This is a genomic window from Sphingomonas pokkalii, from assembly GCF_003096275.1.
GTDB classification, from domain to species: domain Bacteria; phylum Pseudomonadota; class Alphaproteobacteria; order Sphingomonadales; family Sphingomonadaceae; genus Sphingomonas; species Sphingomonas pokkalii.
This window is the reverse complement of record NZ_QENQ01000001.1, coordinates 2491695-2506877: the sequence shown is the minus strand read 5'-3', so window position 1 is coordinate 2506877 and position 15183 is coordinate 2491695. Positions and strand designations below refer to the sequence as shown.

The window sequence follows — 15183 nt, the reverse complement described above, 5'->3', positions numbered from 1 at the left end:
TCTCCCCTTGTGGGAGAGGGAAGGGGCCCGCCGCCAAAGGCGGTGGGAAGGGTGAGGGGGAAAGTTCAGTCGCCCACGAAAAAGCGCCCCGGAAGTTTCCTTCCGGGGCGCCATCCTCTCCAACCCGTATCGACTTAGTCGATCTTGGGCAGCGTCTCGAACTGGTGGAAGGGCGGGGGGCTCGACAGGGTCCATTCGAGCGTCGTCGCGCCTTCGCCCCAGGGATTGGCTTCGGCCTTCTTGCCGGCGAGCAGCGAGTAGATCAGGTTGACGAAGAACACCGCCATGCCCGCAGCCATCACCATATAGCCGACCGTCGCCATATGGTTCCAATAGGCATATTGGTCCGTATAGTCGGGGATGCGGCGCGGCATACCCTGGAGCCCCAGGAAGTGCATCGGGAAGAACAGCAGGTTCACGCCGGCGAAGAACACCCAGAAGTGCACCTGGCCGAGGAACTCGTTGTACATCTTGCCCGTCATCTTCGGGAACCAATAGTAGAAGCCGGCGAACAGGCTGAACACCGCGCCCAGCGACAGCACATAGTGGAAGTGCGCGACGACGTAATAGGTGTCCTGCATGTAATCGTCGACGCCGCCATTGGCGAGGACGACGCCGGTCACGCCGCCGACGGTGAACATGAAGATGAAGCCGATCGCCCAGACCATCGGCGTCTTGAAGCTGATCGAGCCGCCCCACATCGTCGCGATCCAGGAGAAGATCTTCACGCCCGTCGGCACCGCGATCACCATGGTCGCGGCGGTGAAGTACATCTTCACCGCGACCGGCAGGCCGGTGGTGAACATGTGGTGCGCCCAGACGACGAAGCCGACCAGCCCGATCGCCACCATCGCATAGGCCATGCCGAGATAGCCGAACACCGGCTTGCGGCTGAACGTCGCGACGATGTGGCTGATGATGCCGAAGCCCGGCAGGATCATGATGTAGACTTCGGGGTGGCCGAAGAACCAGAACAGATGCTGGTAGAGCACCGGATCGCCGCCGTACTGCGGATCGTAGAAGGCGGTGCCGAAGTTGCGATCGGTGATCAGCATAGTGATCGCCGCGGCGAGCACCGGCAGCGCCAGCAGAAGCAGGAAGGCGGTGACCAGCACCGACCAGGCGAACAGCGGCATCTTGTGCAGCGTCATGCCCGGTGCGCGCATGTTGAAGATCGTCGTGATGAAGTTGATCGCGCCGAGGATCGATGCGGCGCCCGCGAGGTGGAGCGAGAAGATCGCGAAATCGACCGACGGCCCTGGCTCGCCATAGGTGGATAGCGGCGCATAGACCGTCCAGCCCGTGCCGGCGCCCACCCCGACGAAGGGCGAAAGCATCAGCAGCACGAAGCCGGCCACGGTGAGCCAGAACGAGATGTTGTTCATCCGCGGGAAGGCCATGTCCGGCGCGCCGATCATGATCGGCACGAACCAGTTGCCGAAACCGCCGATCATCGCCGGCATCACCATGAAGAACACCATGATCAGGCCGTGCGCGGTGATCAGCACGTTCCAGAAGTGCATCGCTTCGTCGAACGTGCCTTCGCCGTGCAGCTTGGCCACCCACCAGGGCAGATACTGGATGCCCGGCTGCATCAGTTCGGCGCGCATGATGCCCGAGATCGCGCCGCCGATGATGCCGGCGAAGATCGCGAAGATCAGGTAGAGCGTGCCGATATCCTTGTGGTTGGTCGACATGAACCAGCGGGCGAAGAAGCCCGGCTTGTGATCGGCATCGTGGTGATGCGCGTCGTGCGCGGCGGCATAGGGGAGCGCGGTATCGGTCATGGCTCAGTTGCCCGTGTTGCCGGCGCCGGCGGGGTTCGCGGTCGCAGGCGTGTTGGACGGTGCCGGGGAGGCGGTGGCGGCGACGGTGGGTGCGGCTTCGGCGGTGCCGTTGGCAGTGGCGGCGTCGGTCGCGTCGTTGCCGATCGCCGTCGTGCTCGCCGGTTCGGCCTTGGCCCCCGGCATGGTGCCGCCCTTCGCGGCGACCCATTGCGCGAACTTGGCCGGGCTCACCGCCTCGACCGCGATCGGCATGAAGGCGTGGCGCGCGCCGCAGAGTTCGGAGCATTGGCCGAAATAGACGCCTTCCTTCGGGATGATGAAGCTCGTCTCGTTCAGCCGGCCCGGAATCGCATCGAGCTTGATCCAGAAGGCGGGCACGGCCCAGCTGTGGATCACGTCGGTGGCGGTCGTAACCAGACGAATCGGCACGCCGACCGGCAGCACCACGCGCTGGTCGGTGGCGAGCAGGCGGGGGCCATCGGCATCGGTGCGATAGCGCTGGCCCTTGCCGACCTGATCGCCTTCCTTGAGCATGTTGGCCGTCAGCTGGATGCCGCCATTGTCGGGATATTCGTACGACCAGAACCACTGGTTGCCGATCGCCTTCAGCGTCACCGCATTCTTCGGCGCAGGCTTGAACTGGGCGGCGAGCAGCTTGATCGAGGGAATGGCGATCGCCACCAGGATCAGCACCGGCGCCAGCGTCCACACGATTTCGATCGCGGTATTATGGCTGGTGCGCGAGGGCGTGGGGTTCGCGGCGCGGCGATAGCGGAGGATCACCCACACCAGCAGCAGCAGCACGAAGATCGAGATGATCGTGATCAGCGGCAGCAGGATGGTGTTGTGGAACCAGTGCGCTTCCTCGCCCGTGGGCGTTACCTGCGGCTGGAGCGAAATGGCCTTGTCGACCGGCTGGCCGACACCCGGTTCGGGCCGGGTGAGCGGCACGCCCTTGGCGTCGACGGTGGGATCCGCGACCTTGGCGGCGGGCGCGGCCGGGGAAGCCGCCGGCGCAGGGGCGGCGGTTGCAACGGGTTCCGTCGCGGCGGTCTGTGCCACCGTCGGCGAAGCAAAGGCCAGCCCAGCGGCCAGCAATATCGACGTAAACGAAAGATTGCGCATCGTGTGTGGCCACCCCTCTCCAGGTACGCACAACCAGGACCTCGCACCGGCCCATGTTACGGAAGGTATAGCCCGGAAAAGCCCATTCTCAACCTTTTTCGCGCGCGGTTGCGGACGCTGCTTCCGCCACTTAAAGGATCGCGGCCATCGATTGCTTTGGAGTGCAGACATTGACCGGAGATGCCATCCTCGACGAGTTTCGCGATGCCGGGGCATTGCTGGAGGGGCATTTTATCCTGTCTTCCGGTTTGCGCTCTCCCGTATTTCTCCAGAAGATGCGGATTTTCGAGGATCCGGTGCGCACCGAGCGGGTGTGCAGCGCGCTGGGCGCGCTGATTCGCGCGACCTTTGGCCAGATCGATATTGTCGTCTCCCCGGCGATCGGCGGGATCATCCCCGGCTATGAGACGGCGCGGGCGCTGGGCTGCAAGGCGGTGTTCGTCGAGCGCGAGGACGGCGAGTTCCAGCTGCGCCGCGGCTTCGAGATTCCCGAAGGTGCTCGCGTGGTGATGGTGGAGGACATCGTCACCACGGGGCTTTCCTCGCGCGAGTGCATCGCCGCGATCCAGAAGCATCCGGGTACGCTGGTCGGCGCGGCGTGCATCGTCGATCGTTCGAACGGCAAGGCCGATGTCGGCGTGCCGCTGATTTCGCTGACCAAGCTGGACGTGCCGGCCTATCCCGCCGATCAGCTGCCGCCCGAGCTGGCGGCGATCCCGGCGACCAAGCCAGGAAGCCGGGCGATCCCGGCATGACCGGCCGGCTGCGCCTCGGGGTCAATATCGACCATGTCGCGACGGTGCGGAACGCGCGGGGCAGCGGCTACCCCGATCCCGTGCGCGCGGCGCTGCTGGCGGCCGAGGCGGGGGCGGATGGCATCACCGCCCATCTGCGCGAGGACCGGCGCCACATCACCGATGCGGACATCGCGCGGCTGGCCACCGAACTGACCGTGCCGTTGAACCTCGAAATGGCCGCGACCGAAGAGATGCTGGCGATCGCGATTCGCCATCGCCCCCATGCCGTGTGCATCGTGCCCGAGAAGCGCGAGGAGCGGACCACCGAGGGCGGGCTGGATGCGGCCGGCCTGTTCGATCTGCTGGCGCCGATGGTGGCGAAGCTGCGCGACAATGGCAGCCGCGTCTCGCTGTTCATCGAGCCGGAGGCGCGGCAGATCGATGCGGCGATCCGGCTGGGCGCGCCGGTCGTTGAGCTGCACACCGGCCGCTATGCCGAGCTGGAGGGCGAGGATATCGCGGTGGAGCTGAAGCGTCTTGCCGACGCGGCGGCGCTGGCGGCGCGCAACGGCATCGAACCCCATGCCGGCCACGGCCTGACCTTCGAGAATGTGGTACCGATCGCGGCGATCCCGCAGGTGATGGAGCTGAACATCGGCCATTTCCTGATCGGCGAGGCGATCTTCGACGGCCTTGCCCCGGTGGTGCAGCGGATGCGCAGCCTGATGGATTCGGCCCGGTGAGCTTCCTTGCCCTTCCCCCTCTCCCGCAAGCGCGAGAGGGGCGGGGAGAGGGCGAGACGCGGGCGTTGCTGGCGATCCGCCCGGGAACCGCACCCCGCCTCACCCCTCCGCTGGCGTTGGCGGCGCCCTTCCTCTTTCGCTTTCGGGAGAAGGAAATATGATCCTCGGGCTGGGATCGGACCTGTGCAATATCGAGCGGATCCAGCATTCGCTCGATCGCTTCGGCAAGCGGTTCGAGGAGCGGGCCTTTACCGATCTGGAACTGGCCAAGGCGGCAAAACGGCCGCACAATTACGCCGCCACGCTTGCCAAGCGGTTTGCGGCGAAGGAAGCATTTTCCAAGGCGGTCGGAACCGGCTTCAAGCACGGCGTGTTCCTGAAGGACATCGGCGTGGTGAATGCCCCTTCCGGTGCGCCGATCCTGGCGCTGACGGGTGGGGCGAAGGCCCGGCTTGACGCCCTGACACCGCCGGGACACGTGGCGCGCGTGCACCTGACGCTGACGGACGATCATCCCTGGGCGTTCGCGATGGTGATGATCGAAGCCATACCGGCAGAAAAGGACGCATAGTGGGGGTGGACGAGCTGGCGCTGAACAGCAAACGGATCGAGCGGCGGCGACGCGCGACGAGCCAGGGCACCGACTGGTGGTCCGAGTTCGTGGGAATCCTGTGGCTGGTGCTGGGCGTGCTCGCCTTTCACAGCCTGATCGCCAAGCCCTTCTACATCCCGTCCGAATCGATGCTGCCGACGCTGCGGGTGGGCGATCAGCTGATCGTGACCAAATATCCCTATGGCTATTCGTTCGTCACGCCGACCTTCCATTTGCTGCCGCCGATTCCGGGCCGCCTGCTCGGCGCGTTGCCGGCCCGCGGCGATATCGTGATCGTCACGCCGCCCCAGCAAAGCACCGACTATATCAAGCGGGTGATCGGCCTGCCCGGCGACACGATCGCCGTTCGGGACGGTGTCGTCTGGATCAACGGCAAGCCGGTGCCGCGCGTGGCGCTGGGCGAACGGCTGATACCGATCGACGGCAATACCCGCTGCGATCCCGATCCGGAGCGCGGCGGATCGGTCTTCTACCAGGGACGGCGCGTCACCCATGGCGGCAAGGCGTATTGCAGCCTGACTCTGTTCCGCGAGACGCTGCCCGGCGGCGCCAGCTATGATGTGGCCGATCTGGGCGATTCGCCGGGCGATCATTATGGCCCGGTGACGGTGCCCAAGGATCATGTGTTCCTGATGGGCGACAATCGCGACAACAGCGCCGACAGCCGCTTCAGCCTGGAGCAGAACGGGCTGGGCGGTCCGGTGCCGTGGGAGAATATCGGCGGCCGGGCAGAGTTCATCACCTTCTCCCGCGACGGATCGTCGACCTGGAACCCGCTGACCTGGTTCAGCGGTTTTCGCGGCGATCGGACGGGCATTTCGCTTCACCCCAGCCGCGAGGGCAAATGAGCAACGATCCCCTGGAATCGGCGCGCGTCCGCGTGGTGCAGGCGCCCGGACCCAATGAGTTTCGCGATCCCGCCATCCGCGCCGAATTCAAGAAGGCGGCGGTGTGGCTGGGCATGGCGGTGGGCATCGCCCTGATCGTGCTGCTGATCCAGCCGCTGCTGATCATCTTTGCCGGCCTCGTCTTCGCCTCCATGCTCGATGGCGGCGCGCGGCTGCTGGGCAAGGTGCTGCCGATCCCGCGGGGGCTGCGCATCGCGCTGGTGCTGCTGCTGGTCTTCGCCTTTTTCGGCCTCGTCTTCTACCGCACCGGGATGCAGATCGCCGACCAGGCGGAGCAGTTGCGCACCACGCTGGAGGCGCAGGCCAACCGCGTCGGGCGCTGGGCCTCCGATATGGGGCTGATGCCCGGCCGATCGGACATCAACGGGATGCTGCGCGAGGCGCTCGGTTCGGTCGGCAAGCTCACCAGCGCTGTCGGCACCGCGATCGGCGCGGTGACCAGCATGGTGATGATTCTGATCCTTGGCCTGTTCGTGGCGCTGGAACCGCGCATCTACGAGCGCGGGCTGCAATGGATGGTCCCGCTCGACCAGCGCCACGCCTTTGCGCAGATGCTGGGTGGCATGGCGACGACGATGCGGCGCCTGCTCGCCGGGCGCCTGCTGGGCATGTTGTTCGAAGGCGTGCTGACCTGGATCTGCCTCAGCGTTGCGGGCGTGCCGATGGCGCTGCTGCTCGGCATCATCACCGGCGTGCTGGCGTTCATTCCCAATGTCGGGGCGATCATTTCCGGCGTGCTGATGGCGGCGGTGGGCTTCAGTGCAGGCCAGGAAACCGGCATCTGGGCGATCATCATCTATTTCGCCGTGCAGAATTTCGACGGCTATGTGGTGATCCCGATGGTCGCGAAGCGCACCGTCGATCTGCCGCCGGCGCTGACGCTGTCCTCGCAGATCCTCTCGGGCACGCTGTTCGGCGTGCTCGGGCTGGCGCTGGCCGATCCGATGGTGGCGATGATCAAGGTCGCGCTGGAGAGCAACGCCCGCCTCAACGGCAAGAAGCCGAAAAGCGACGACGATTCCGACGGCGAAACGTCGTAGGGGGATTGAAGCCGATGCTGGTGCTGTACGACTATTTCCGCTCCTCGGCGGGGTATCGGGTCCGGATCGCGCTCAACCTGAAGGGCGTGGACTATGTGCGCCACGAAATCCCGCTGCTGGAGAACGCCCAGCGCAGCCCCGCGCATCTCGCCCGCAACCCGCAGGGGCTGGTGCCGGCGCTGGAGGCGGACGGCATCGTCCTCACCCAGAGCTTCGCCATTCTCGACTGGCTCGACGCCCGCCATCCCGCGCCGCGACTGATTCCCGCCGCGCCCGAGGCGCGGGCCGCGGCGCTGGCGCGGGCGATGGTGATCGGCATGGACGTGCATCCGATCAACAACCTGCGGGTGATGCGCTATCTGGAGCAGACGCTCGGTGCCGATGCCGCGGCGCGTTCGGCCTGGACCGCGCATTGGATGACCGAAGGCTTCACGGCGCTGGAGGCGATGGCGGCGGCACTGCCGCAGGACGGGCCGTTTCTGGGCGGTGCCGCGCCCGACATTTCGGATTGCTTCCTGGTGCCGCAGCTGTTCAACGCGCGCCGCTTCTCGGTGCCGCTGGACGGCTATCCGCTGCTGTTGCGGGCGGAAGCGGCGGCGCTGGCGAATCCGGCCTTTGCGGCTGCGCATCCGGATCGGGTCTCGCCGGGTGCTTGATCGGATCGGCTGCGCGCTGATTGCCCTGTGTGTCGCGAGCCCGGCGCTGGCACAGGAGAGCGAAATCATCGTCACCGGGCGTGGCCTGGAGGCGCCGCCGGGCGATGCCGCCTATGCGGTGGCGACGATCGATCGGGCGCGACTGGCCGATACCGCCAGCAACCGAATCGAGGATGTGCTCGCCGATGTCGCCGGGCTGGTGCAGTTCCGGCGGTCGACCTCCAGCTCGGCCCATCCGACCAGCCAGGGGATCACGCTGCGGGGCCTGGGCGGCAACGCCTCCAGCCGTGCGCTGTTGCTGCTGGACGGGGTGCCCCAGGCCGATCCGTTCGGCGGCTGGGTGCCGTTTCCGGCGTACCTGCCCGGCCGCCTCGCCTCGGTGCGGGTCACGCGCGGCGGCGGCAGCGGCTTTGCCGGGCCGGGAGCGTTGGCGGGCACGGTGGAGCTGGAGAGCGGCAGCCCCGCCGAGTTGGGCACGCTGAACCTCAGCGCCTTCTATGGCAGCCGCGACAGCATCGATGCGAGCGGCGTGGCGGCGCTGCCGGTGCAGGGCGGCTTCCTGACCATCGCCGGACAATATGGCCGCAGCGACGGGTTCGTGCCAATCGTGCGGCCGGGGCCGGTGGACCGCGCCGCGCCCTACGACCAGGCGAGCCTGGCGGTGCGCGGCGTGGCCGACGTCGGCCACGGCACCGAGCTGCAGGCAAACGTGTCCGGCTTCAGCGACCGGCGCGATCGCGGCACCGCTTTTACCGATGTGCGGAGCAAGGGCGCCGATGCCAGCGTGCGGCTGGTGCGGCGCGGCGACGGGCAGCGGGGCGAATGGGGCTGGTCGGTGCTCGGCTATCTCCAGGTGCGCCAGTTCGACAGCGGCTTCGCCAGCATTTCCGGTGCGCGCGACTCGGTTCTCCCGGTGGTGCAGCAGGCAGTGCCGGCGACCGGCATCGGCGGCCGGATCGAGATCGCGCCGCCGGTGGGCGGCGGCATCACGTTGCGGCTGGGGGGCGATCTGCGCCGCGTTTCGGGCGAGACGCGCGAGCTGTACAGCTTCATCGGCACCAGCCCGACGCGGCGGCGCGTGGCGGGCGGCGCCAGCCTGACGGCCGGCGGCTTCGCAAATGCCAGCTATATCCATGGCGGCTGGACGCTCGATGCCGGCGGGCGGCTGGACCATTGGACGATCGCCGACGGCAGCCTGGCCGAGCGCCCGCTGGCGAGCGGCCCGGCGATCACCGATACCCGCTACCGCGATCGCCGCGGCTGGGAGCCGACCGGGCGGCTGGGCGTGGCCTATGCGGTCGGTGCGCTGCACCTGCGCGCGGCGGGGTATCGCGGCTGGCGGCTGCCGACCCTCAACGAGCTGTACCGGCCTTTCCGCGCCGGTGCCGATGCCACCGCGGCGAACGCGGCCCTGGCACCCGAGCGGCTATGGGGCGGGGAAGTGGGGTTGGACCTTTGTCCGGCCAGTGCGCTGGTGCTGCGTGCGACCGGCTATTGGAACCGGCTGGACGGCGCCATCGCCAATGTGACGCTGGCCCGCGGCCCGGGAAATTTCCCCGGCGTCGGCTTTGTCGGCGCAGCGGGCGCCTATCGGATGCGGCAGAATCTGGACGCGGTGGAAGCCAGGGGCGTCGAGCTCGACGCACGCTGGACGCAGGGGGCGTGGCGGCTTGCCGGTTCCTGGGCCTATGCCGACAGCCGCGTGCAGGCATCGGGCGCGGCGGCACCGCTGAACGGGTTGCGCCCGGCGCAGACGCCGCGCTTCCAGGGATCGGGCACGCTCGCCTGGGCGACGGCGGCGGCGAATGCCTTGGTCACGGCGCGCTATGCCGGCGCGCGGTTCGAGGACGACCTGAACAGCGCCCGGCTCGATCCGGCATGGACGGTGGATGCGACGCTGGGCGTGGCGGTCACCCGTGCGCTCCGAGCCGAGGCGCGCGCGGAGAATCTGTTCGATGCCGAGGTGCAGGCGGCGATCAGCGGCGGCGGCGTGATCGAACGCGCCACCCCGCGGACGCTGTGGATCGGCCTGCGCTATGCGATGCGCTGACCGGCGAGCCGGCTGAACAGCGCGAGATACTCGCCGACCGGATCGCCCGGATCGGTGCGCGGCTCGGGACGTTCGCGGCCGGGGATCAGCCAGTGATCGAGCGCGGTGACCAGCGCATCGCCGTCTTCGCGCGAGACGACGGTGCCGAGGCCGGGCGCATCGATGATCTCCCGCACCGCGACGCTGGCTTCGGTCGCGACCACCGGCGTCCCCTGCGACAGCGCCTCGCGAATCACCCCCGGCACCCCTTCATAATCGGAGGTGAGCGCCGCCACGGCCGCGCCCTTCAGCGCGGGCAGCGGATCGCTGACATGCCCCGGCATGAAGACGCGGGCGGCAAGGCCGAGCTGCGCCACCTGCGCCTCCAGCGCGGCGCGCGCGGTGCCTTCGCCGAGCAGCAGCAACTGGACCGAGCGATCGGCGAGTCGCGGCAGGGCGGCGATCAGCCGGTCCCAGCGCTTTTGCGGTTCGAGGCGCCCCACGCCGACGATGTAGCGGCCGTGCGGCAGCGGCAGCGGATCGGCATCGGGAATCGGTGCGGCCGGCGGATTGGCGATCACGCTCACCCGCCGGCGCGGCATCGCCATTTCGGCGATCGCCTCGTTCGCCATGGCCGGCGTCATGGCCACGAGATGGTCGAGGAACAGCGGGTGCATCTGCAGCCACTTGCGATAGCCCCAGGCGAAGATTCGCGCCATTTCGGGACGCACCAGCGCGTTCGAAACCTTGGCGACCACCGGCGGCATCCGGCTGCCGAGCCGCAACCGGGTGATCGCCGCGATCGCGGTATAGTAGTTGCCGGGGCAGAACAGGATATCGGGATCGGCGCGGCGAATCACCCCCGCCAGCCGGATAAGGATCGGATAATGCCGGCTGCCGAGCTCGACGATGGTTACGCCGGCGGGCACTTCCGATGCGAGCGGCCCCGCGCAGTCGCCGAGGACGAGGGTGACGCGGTGCCCCCGTTCGACCCAGCCCGCGGCCATGCGGAGCAGCGCACGTTCGACGCCGCCGCCCTGCAGCGTCTCTGCGAACGAGAGGATGTGCAGGGGCATATGGGGGGGCGAGCGGTACAGCATCTACTTGCAGATTGCCTTTCTAAAGCCCAAATCGCTGCCGGAATAAACCGCAATGTGGTGACATTCGCCTGATCCCGCGCCAAGCGCCGAACCTCCGGTGAACGCCGAAACGCGGAAAGCATAGAGATTGTTTCGGTCTTGTCGGTGGCACATTTGAACGGTTTGAACAGGCAGGCCCGGGAGGCTTCGTTGAACACAAGCGTAGTCGAGGCCGCAATCCCCGGCGCACCAGATCTCGCAGGCTTGGAGCCGGTGGAGAAGATCAAGCGTCGCTGGCCGATGTGGCTGGGCGGCGCGCTGACGCTGCTGATGGTGATCGGGCTGGGCCGCGAGCTCTTCTCCGGCGGGCTCGCCGGGCTGGCGCGCGCGTTGCCGACCAACCCGCTCTTCTACCTGGTGTTCCTGCTCTATTATCTGGGCTCGCCGACCTTCGATTACATCATCTTCCGCCGGCTGTGGCGGATCCCGATCGACGGGATGATCGCGCTGCACAAGAAGCGGATCGCGAACGAGGTGCTGCTCGGCTATTCGGGCGAGGCCTATTTCTACGCCTGGGCGCGGCAGCGCACCCAGATGGTTGCGGCGCCGTTCGGCGCCGTGAAGGACGTGACGATCCTTTCCGCCATCGCCGGCAACGCGATGACGCTGGCGGTGGTGGCGATGGCGCTGCCCTTCGGCATCGATCTGCTGAAGCCGGCCGAATTCAACACGCTGATGGGTTCGATCGCGGTGATCTTCGCGATGTCGCTGCCGTTCCTGATCTTTTCCAAGCGCGTCTTCTCGCTGCCGCGGGGCCAGCTGTGGTGGGTATTCGGCATCCATTGCCTGCGCATCGTGAGCAGTTCGGTGCTGATCGCCTTTGCCTGGCACTTCGCGATGCCCCAGGTTTCGGTCGGCATCTGGCTGCTGCTGTCGGCCGGGCGGCTGCTGGCCTGGCGCCTGCCGCTGGTGCCGAACAAGGAACTGCTGTTCGCCAGCTTCGCTATCATGATCATCGGTCAGGGCGAGGCGCTGTCGGAGCTGATGGCGCTGATCGCCGGCCTGTCGCTGGTGGCGCACATCATCCTGATCCTGGGATTCGGCGTGCACGCCGTGCTGAAGAGGAAAGAAGCATGAACCGCACCGCCCTGTTCGTCGCGGCGGCGATCACCGTATCGGGCCTTTCGAGCGTCGCCCGCGCCCAGGTTCTGGGCGAGGATGCGGCCGCCTGCGCCAGTGGCCATGGCCCGGCGATCGAAGTCAATGTGATCGGCCTGAAGGATCGCAGCGGCCGGCTGAAGCTGGAGCTTTATCCGGCGACCGAGGAAGACTTTCTGAAGGACGATCACGATCTCGTGCGCGAGGGCAAGACCTTCCGCCGGATCTGGGCCAACACGCCGCCCTCCGGCGCGGTGACGATGTGCATTCGCGTGCCCGCGCCGGGCACCTATGCGGTGCTGTTCACCCATGATCGCGACGGCAAGAACAAGTTCAACTTCTGGTCCGACGGCGCCGGCTTCGTATCGAACCAGCGGCTGGGGCGCAGCCGCCCCAAATTGCGCCAGGCGACGATCAATGTTTCCGGGAACGGGATTACCCGCGTGAACATTCGTGCACAATATCTCCGCGGGCTTGGAGGATTCGGTCCGCTCGACTGAAGGAGCGGCATGCGCATCGTCGACGTCAACGAATTCTATTCGCCGACCGGCGGCGGTGTCCGCACCTATCTGGATCGCAAGATGGGCATCCTGGCCGATCTGGGCCATGAACTGATCGTCGTCGCCCCCGGCGCCGGAGACGGCGTGGAGGAGCGTCCCGGCGGCGGCGCGATCCACTGGATCAAGGCCCCGCCGTTGCTGCTCGACCGCAACTATCGCATCTTCGTGAAGGACGAGCCGGTGTGGGCGGCGCTGGATCGCCTGGCGCCCGATATCGTCGAGAACAGTTCACCCTGGCTGCCGGCCTGGACGGTGGCCCATTGGAAGGGCGATGCGCTGAAGGTGTTCTTCGCGCATGGCGATCTGGTCGGCGCGTATCCGCAGCGCTGGCTGGACAGCGTCGCTACGCCGCATCAGGTGGAACAGGCCTTCGCCTGGTATACCCGTTACATGGGCCGCTTCCTCGAACACTATGATGCGTTCGTGACGAACGGGCCGGCGCTGGCCAAGCGCTTTCGCCGGCGCGGGCTGCGCGTCGACGCGTCGGTGCCGCTGGGGATCGAGCGCGACTGGTTCTCCCCCGATCTGCGCGATGAGAAGCTGCGCGCATCGATGCTGGCCCAATTGGGGTTGCCCCCAGAGGGGCATCTGTTGCTCGGGCTGGGGCGGCACCACAAGGAAAAGCGCTGGCCGCTGGTGATCGACGCGGTGGAAGCCGCTGCCAATGATCTGCCGGTGGGGTTGATGCTGCTGGGCGACGGCCCGCAGCGCAAGCAGCTGGAGGCGCTGATTGCCGGAAGTCCGCATATCCGGATTTTCCGCCCGGTCTATGATCGGTTGCGGCTGTCGCGGATCATGGCGAGCTGCGATGCGCTGATCCATGGATCGGATGCCGAACCGTTCGGGCTGGTCGCGTGGGAAGCGCTGGCGTCCGGCTTGCCGCTGATCGGGCCGGACGAGGGCGGCTTCGCCGAGATCGCCGATCCTCTGTTCGCCGAAACCTATGCCGCGCGCGATACGCTGTCGGCTGCGGACGCGATCCGCCGCCTGTTCGGGCGGGACCAGGGGATATTGCGCCAGGCGGCGCGGGTCGCGTCGGCGCGGGTGCGCAGCGACGAGGACCACGCCGCGATGCTGATGGACTATTATGCCCGGCTGTTCGCGACGCGACGCGGTGGATCGCCGATCGCCACGCCGGGCGCCGCATAAAGGGTGATCGGGGTCTGCCCAAGCAGGTAGTGGCCGCGCACCGCATAGCCGAGGCGCTGCAGGTGGCGCATCGTGCGTTCGCGGACGGCCAGGCGCTCGCCGCGGAAGGGGGAGCGCATCACGACGATCGCAGGGCGGCGGGCGAAGATGCGGTCGACCTCGGCGAACTGATCGACCCCGATCGCGCCGTTTTCGCGTTCGCGCGACAGGTGGCTGGGGAACAGCCACGGACTTAGCGCGCACCGCCCGGTATAGCCGTAGAGCATCGAATCGCCGGAATGAACGTACAGGCAGCCCGGGCCGCGGCCGATCGCATCGGTGATCGTTTCCAGCTGCTCCCGGTTCCCCCGCTTTGCCTGGGCGGCGAGGACGAGGCCAACGCCGGCGACGAGCATCACCGCCAGCAGCAGCGGCGCGGCGATTCGCGGCGCGCGGCGATCCTGGGAGAACCAGGCGGCGCAGCACAGGCAACCCGGCAGCATCACCGGCAGCGCATAATGCGGGAACCAGGAGCCGAAGACGATCAGCCCGACCATCGCGCTCACCAGCCAACCGAAGAGCAGCATCGCGGGCGCCGCGACGGCCCGTGCGCGGGCAAGATCGCGCCAGCCGAGCCAACTGATCGCCAACAACGGCGCGAGCGGCACCATCACTTCGAAAAAGGCGCCCACCAGATCGAGTAGCGGATCGCTACGGCGATCGAGGATCGAGCCGAAATTGGCGTAGAACCATTCGTTGAAATGGCCGAGCGACGCATAGAAGGCGGCGGCGGCGAGCGTCGGCAGCGCCGCCATGCCGGCATAGGCGACGCCGCGGCGCAGGACATGGATCGCGCCTGCCCCCAGCCGGACCTCGCGGAACAGCAGCCACAGGCCCAGGAACAGCCCTTCGAACAGCACCGAATATTTGATCTGCAGGGCAAGGCCGATCAGCAGCATCGCCGCGACCGCGCGGCCGATTCGGGCACGATCCTCGCTGCGATCGTCGGGGCGGGGTAGGACCAGGGTTAGTGCAGAGGCGGTAAGAAGATTGTAAAACACCGGCGCCTGGCCGCCCTGGCCGTCGGCGACGTTGAGCATGAAGACATAGAGCAGCGCCGCCGGCAGCGCGCCGGCCCGCCAGCCCACCCGATCGGCGATCCGCCCGATCATCATCGCCGTCGCGACCACCGCCGCCAGCGCCATGACCTGATAGGCGAGGATGCCCCAGGGCGCGCCGAGGGCCGCGGCCGGGGCATAGAGCAGGAACAGGCCGATCGGCTTGCGATCCCAGATGTCGACAAAGGGCAGCGCGCCGTGCAGCATCCGCTCGGCCGTGACCCAGTAGAACTGCTCGTCGACATGCACCACGGGGTTGCCGAAGGTGACGGCGCGCACCGCGACGGCGGCAACGAGCAGGACCAGCCAGCGCGGCAACGCCGCGATCGCCGCGCCGAGACCCGAGCGCGAATCGATCAGCCCCACAGACGCGATTCGCGTGGCCATCAGCGGCCCCGCCGGGACGAAGGGCATGGTTCGGCGGCGCAGCGGCGGGTCTGCGGGCCCGGCATGTCGGGCTCGAGCATGGAAAAGGTCACGCGCGTCATCGTCTCCGTACTGT

General features: G+C 67.6%; 14 protein-coding genes. 10 read left to right on the top strand and 4 right to left on the bottom strand.

What is annotated here, in order from left to right; translation table 11 throughout:
* Nucleotides 1-134: 134 nt before the first annotated feature.
* A complete protein-coding gene (ctaD, locus tag DD559_RS11490) occupies nucleotides 135-1787 on the bottom strand; it encodes a cytochrome c oxidase subunit I (protein WP_116469296.1) in 1653 nt (550 codons plus the stop codon).
* Between the two features lie 3 nt (nucleotides 1788-1790).
* The gene (coxB, locus tag DD559_RS11485) at nucleotides 1791-2912 is read right to left on the bottom strand and encodes a cytochrome c oxidase subunit II (protein WP_116469295.1); all 1122 of its coding nucleotides are present in this window, start codon (nucleotides 2910-2912) and stop codon (nucleotides 1791-1793) included.
* A 170-nt stretch (nucleotides 2913-3082) separates the two neighbouring features.
* Between coxB and pyrE the strand changes: the two genes are divergently transcribed.
* From pyrE to DD559_RS11450, 7 genes are all read left to right on the top strand, one after another.
* Entirely contained in the window at nucleotides 3083-3667 is a 585-nt protein-coding gene (pyrE, locus tag DD559_RS11480; RefSeq protein WP_116469294.1) for an orotate phosphoribosyltransferase, read from the top strand.
* Nucleotides 3664-4392: a pyridoxine 5'-phosphate synthase gene (locus tag DD559_RS11475; RefSeq protein ID WP_116469293.1), complete on the top strand. Its 729-nt coding sequence runs from the start codon at nucleotides 3664-3666 to the stop codon at nucleotides 4390-4392. The genes pyrE and DD559_RS11475 overlap by 4 nt, the downstream gene beginning before the upstream one ends.
* Before the next feature lie 157 nt (nucleotides 4393-4549).
* Nucleotides 4550-4963 (top strand): holo-ACP synthase, encoded by a 414-nt coding sequence (gene acpS / locus DD559_RS11470; RefSeq protein ID WP_116469292.1) that lies wholly within the window; start codon nucleotides 4550-4552, stop codon nucleotides 4961-4963.
* Nucleotides 4963-5853 (top strand): signal peptidase I, encoded by an 891-nt coding sequence (gene lepB / locus DD559_RS11465; protein ID WP_438270405.1) that lies wholly within the window; start codon nucleotides 4963-4965, stop codon nucleotides 5851-5853. Before acpS ends, lepB begins: the two co-directional genes overlap by 1 nt.
* Complete coding sequence (locus tag DD559_RS11460) at nucleotides 5850-6953, top strand: AI-2E family transporter (RefSeq protein ID WP_116469290.1); 1104 nt, start codon at nucleotides 5850-5852, stop codon at nucleotides 6951-6953. Before lepB ends, DD559_RS11460 begins: the two co-directional genes overlap by 4 nt.
* A gap of 14 nt (nucleotides 6954-6967) precedes the next feature.
* Nucleotides 6968-7609, top strand: a complete 642-nt coding sequence (gene maiA / locus DD559_RS11455; RefSeq protein ID WP_116469289.1) for a maleylacetoacetate isomerase — start codon at nucleotides 6968-6970, stop codon at nucleotides 7607-7609.
* The gene (locus DD559_RS11450; RefSeq protein ID WP_116469288.1) at nucleotides 7602-9659 is read left to right on the top strand and encodes a TonB-dependent receptor; all 2058 of its coding nucleotides are present in this window, start codon (nucleotides 7602-7604) and stop codon (nucleotides 9657-9659) included. Before maiA ends, DD559_RS11450 begins: the two co-directional genes overlap by 8 nt.
* On the opposite strand, the gene DD559_RS11445 is transcribed toward DD559_RS11450, so the two are convergent.
* Entirely contained in the window at nucleotides 9644-10714 is a 1071-nt protein-coding gene (locus DD559_RS11445; RefSeq protein ID WP_116469287.1) for a glycosyltransferase, read from the bottom strand. The genes DD559_RS11450 and DD559_RS11445 overlap by 16 nt on opposite strands.
* 213 nt (nucleotides 10715-10927) lie before the next feature.
* Between DD559_RS11445 and DD559_RS11440 the strand changes: the two genes are divergently transcribed.
* Genes DD559_RS11440 through DD559_RS11430 form a run of 3 tightly spaced genes read left to right on the top strand, consistent with a single transcriptional unit; the run spans nucleotide 10928 to nucleotide 13584 of the window.
* Complete coding sequence (locus DD559_RS11440) at nucleotides 10928-11854, top strand: hypothetical protein (RefSeq protein WP_116469286.1); 927 nt, start codon at nucleotides 10928-10930, stop codon at nucleotides 11852-11854.
* On the top strand, nucleotides 11851-12375 hold the full coding sequence (locus DD559_RS11435; RefSeq protein WP_116469285.1) for a DUF2141 domain-containing protein: 525 nt from the start codon (nucleotides 11851-11853) through the stop codon (nucleotides 12373-12375). The genes DD559_RS11440 and DD559_RS11435 overlap by 4 nt, the downstream gene beginning before the upstream one ends.
* A gap of 9 nt (nucleotides 12376-12384) precedes the next feature.
* Nucleotides 12385-13584, top strand: coding sequence for a glycosyltransferase (locus tag DD559_RS11430; RefSeq protein ID WP_116469284.1), 1200 nt, complete (start codon nucleotides 12385-12387; stop codon nucleotides 13582-13584).
* Here DD559_RS11430 and DD559_RS11425 read toward each other — a convergent pair.
* Nucleotides 13521-15068 carry a glycosyltransferase family protein gene (locus DD559_RS11425; protein ID WP_116470867.1) on the bottom strand — a complete coding sequence of 516 codons (1548 nt, stop codon included), beginning with the start codon at nucleotides 15066-15068 and terminating at the stop codon, nucleotides 13521-13523. The two genes, DD559_RS11430 and DD559_RS11425, sit on opposite strands and share 64 nt — an antisense overlap.
* Between the last annotated feature and the right edge of the window lie 115 nt (nucleotides 15069-15183).

Excerpts from the sequence above, each read along its gene's own strand:
- coxB (WP_116469295.1), bottom strand. The coding sequence starts at position 2,912 with ATGCGCAATCTTTCGTTTACGTCGATATTGCTGGCCGCTGGGCTGGCC.
- DD559_RS11430 (WP_116469284.1), top strand. The coding sequence starts at position 12,385 with ATGCGCATCGTCGACGTCAACGAATTCTATTCGCCGACCGGCGGCGGT.
- DD559_RS11445 (WP_116469287.1), bottom strand. The coding sequence starts at position 10,714 with ATGCCCCTGCACATCCTCTCGTTCGCAGAGACGCTGCAGGGCGGCGGC.
- maiA (WP_116469289.1), top strand. The coding sequence starts at position 6,968 with ATGCTGGTGCTGTACGACTATTTCCGCTCCTCGGCGGGGTATCGGGTC.
- ctaD (WP_116469296.1), bottom strand. The coding sequence starts at position 1,787 with ATGACCGATACCGCGCTCCCCTATGCCGCCGCGCACGACGCGCATCAC.
- DD559_RS11425 (WP_116470867.1), bottom strand. The coding sequence starts at position 15,068 with ATGGCCACGCGAATCGCGTCTGTGGGGCTGATCGATTCGCGCTCGGGT.
- acpS (WP_116469292.1), top strand. The coding sequence starts at position 4,550 with ATGATCCTCGGGCTGGGATCGGACCTGTGCAATATCGAGCGGATCCAG.
- DD559_RS11435 (WP_116469285.1), top strand. The coding sequence starts at position 11,851 with ATGAACCGCACCGCCCTGTTCGTCGCGGCGGCGATCACCGTATCGGGC.
- DD559_RS11475 (WP_116469293.1), top strand. The coding sequence starts at position 3,664 with ATGACCGGCCGGCTGCGCCTCGGGGTCAATATCGACCATGTCGCGACG.
- DD559_RS11460 (WP_116469290.1), top strand. The coding sequence starts at position 5,850 with ATGAGCAACGATCCCCTGGAATCGGCGCGCGTCCGCGTGGTGCAGGCG.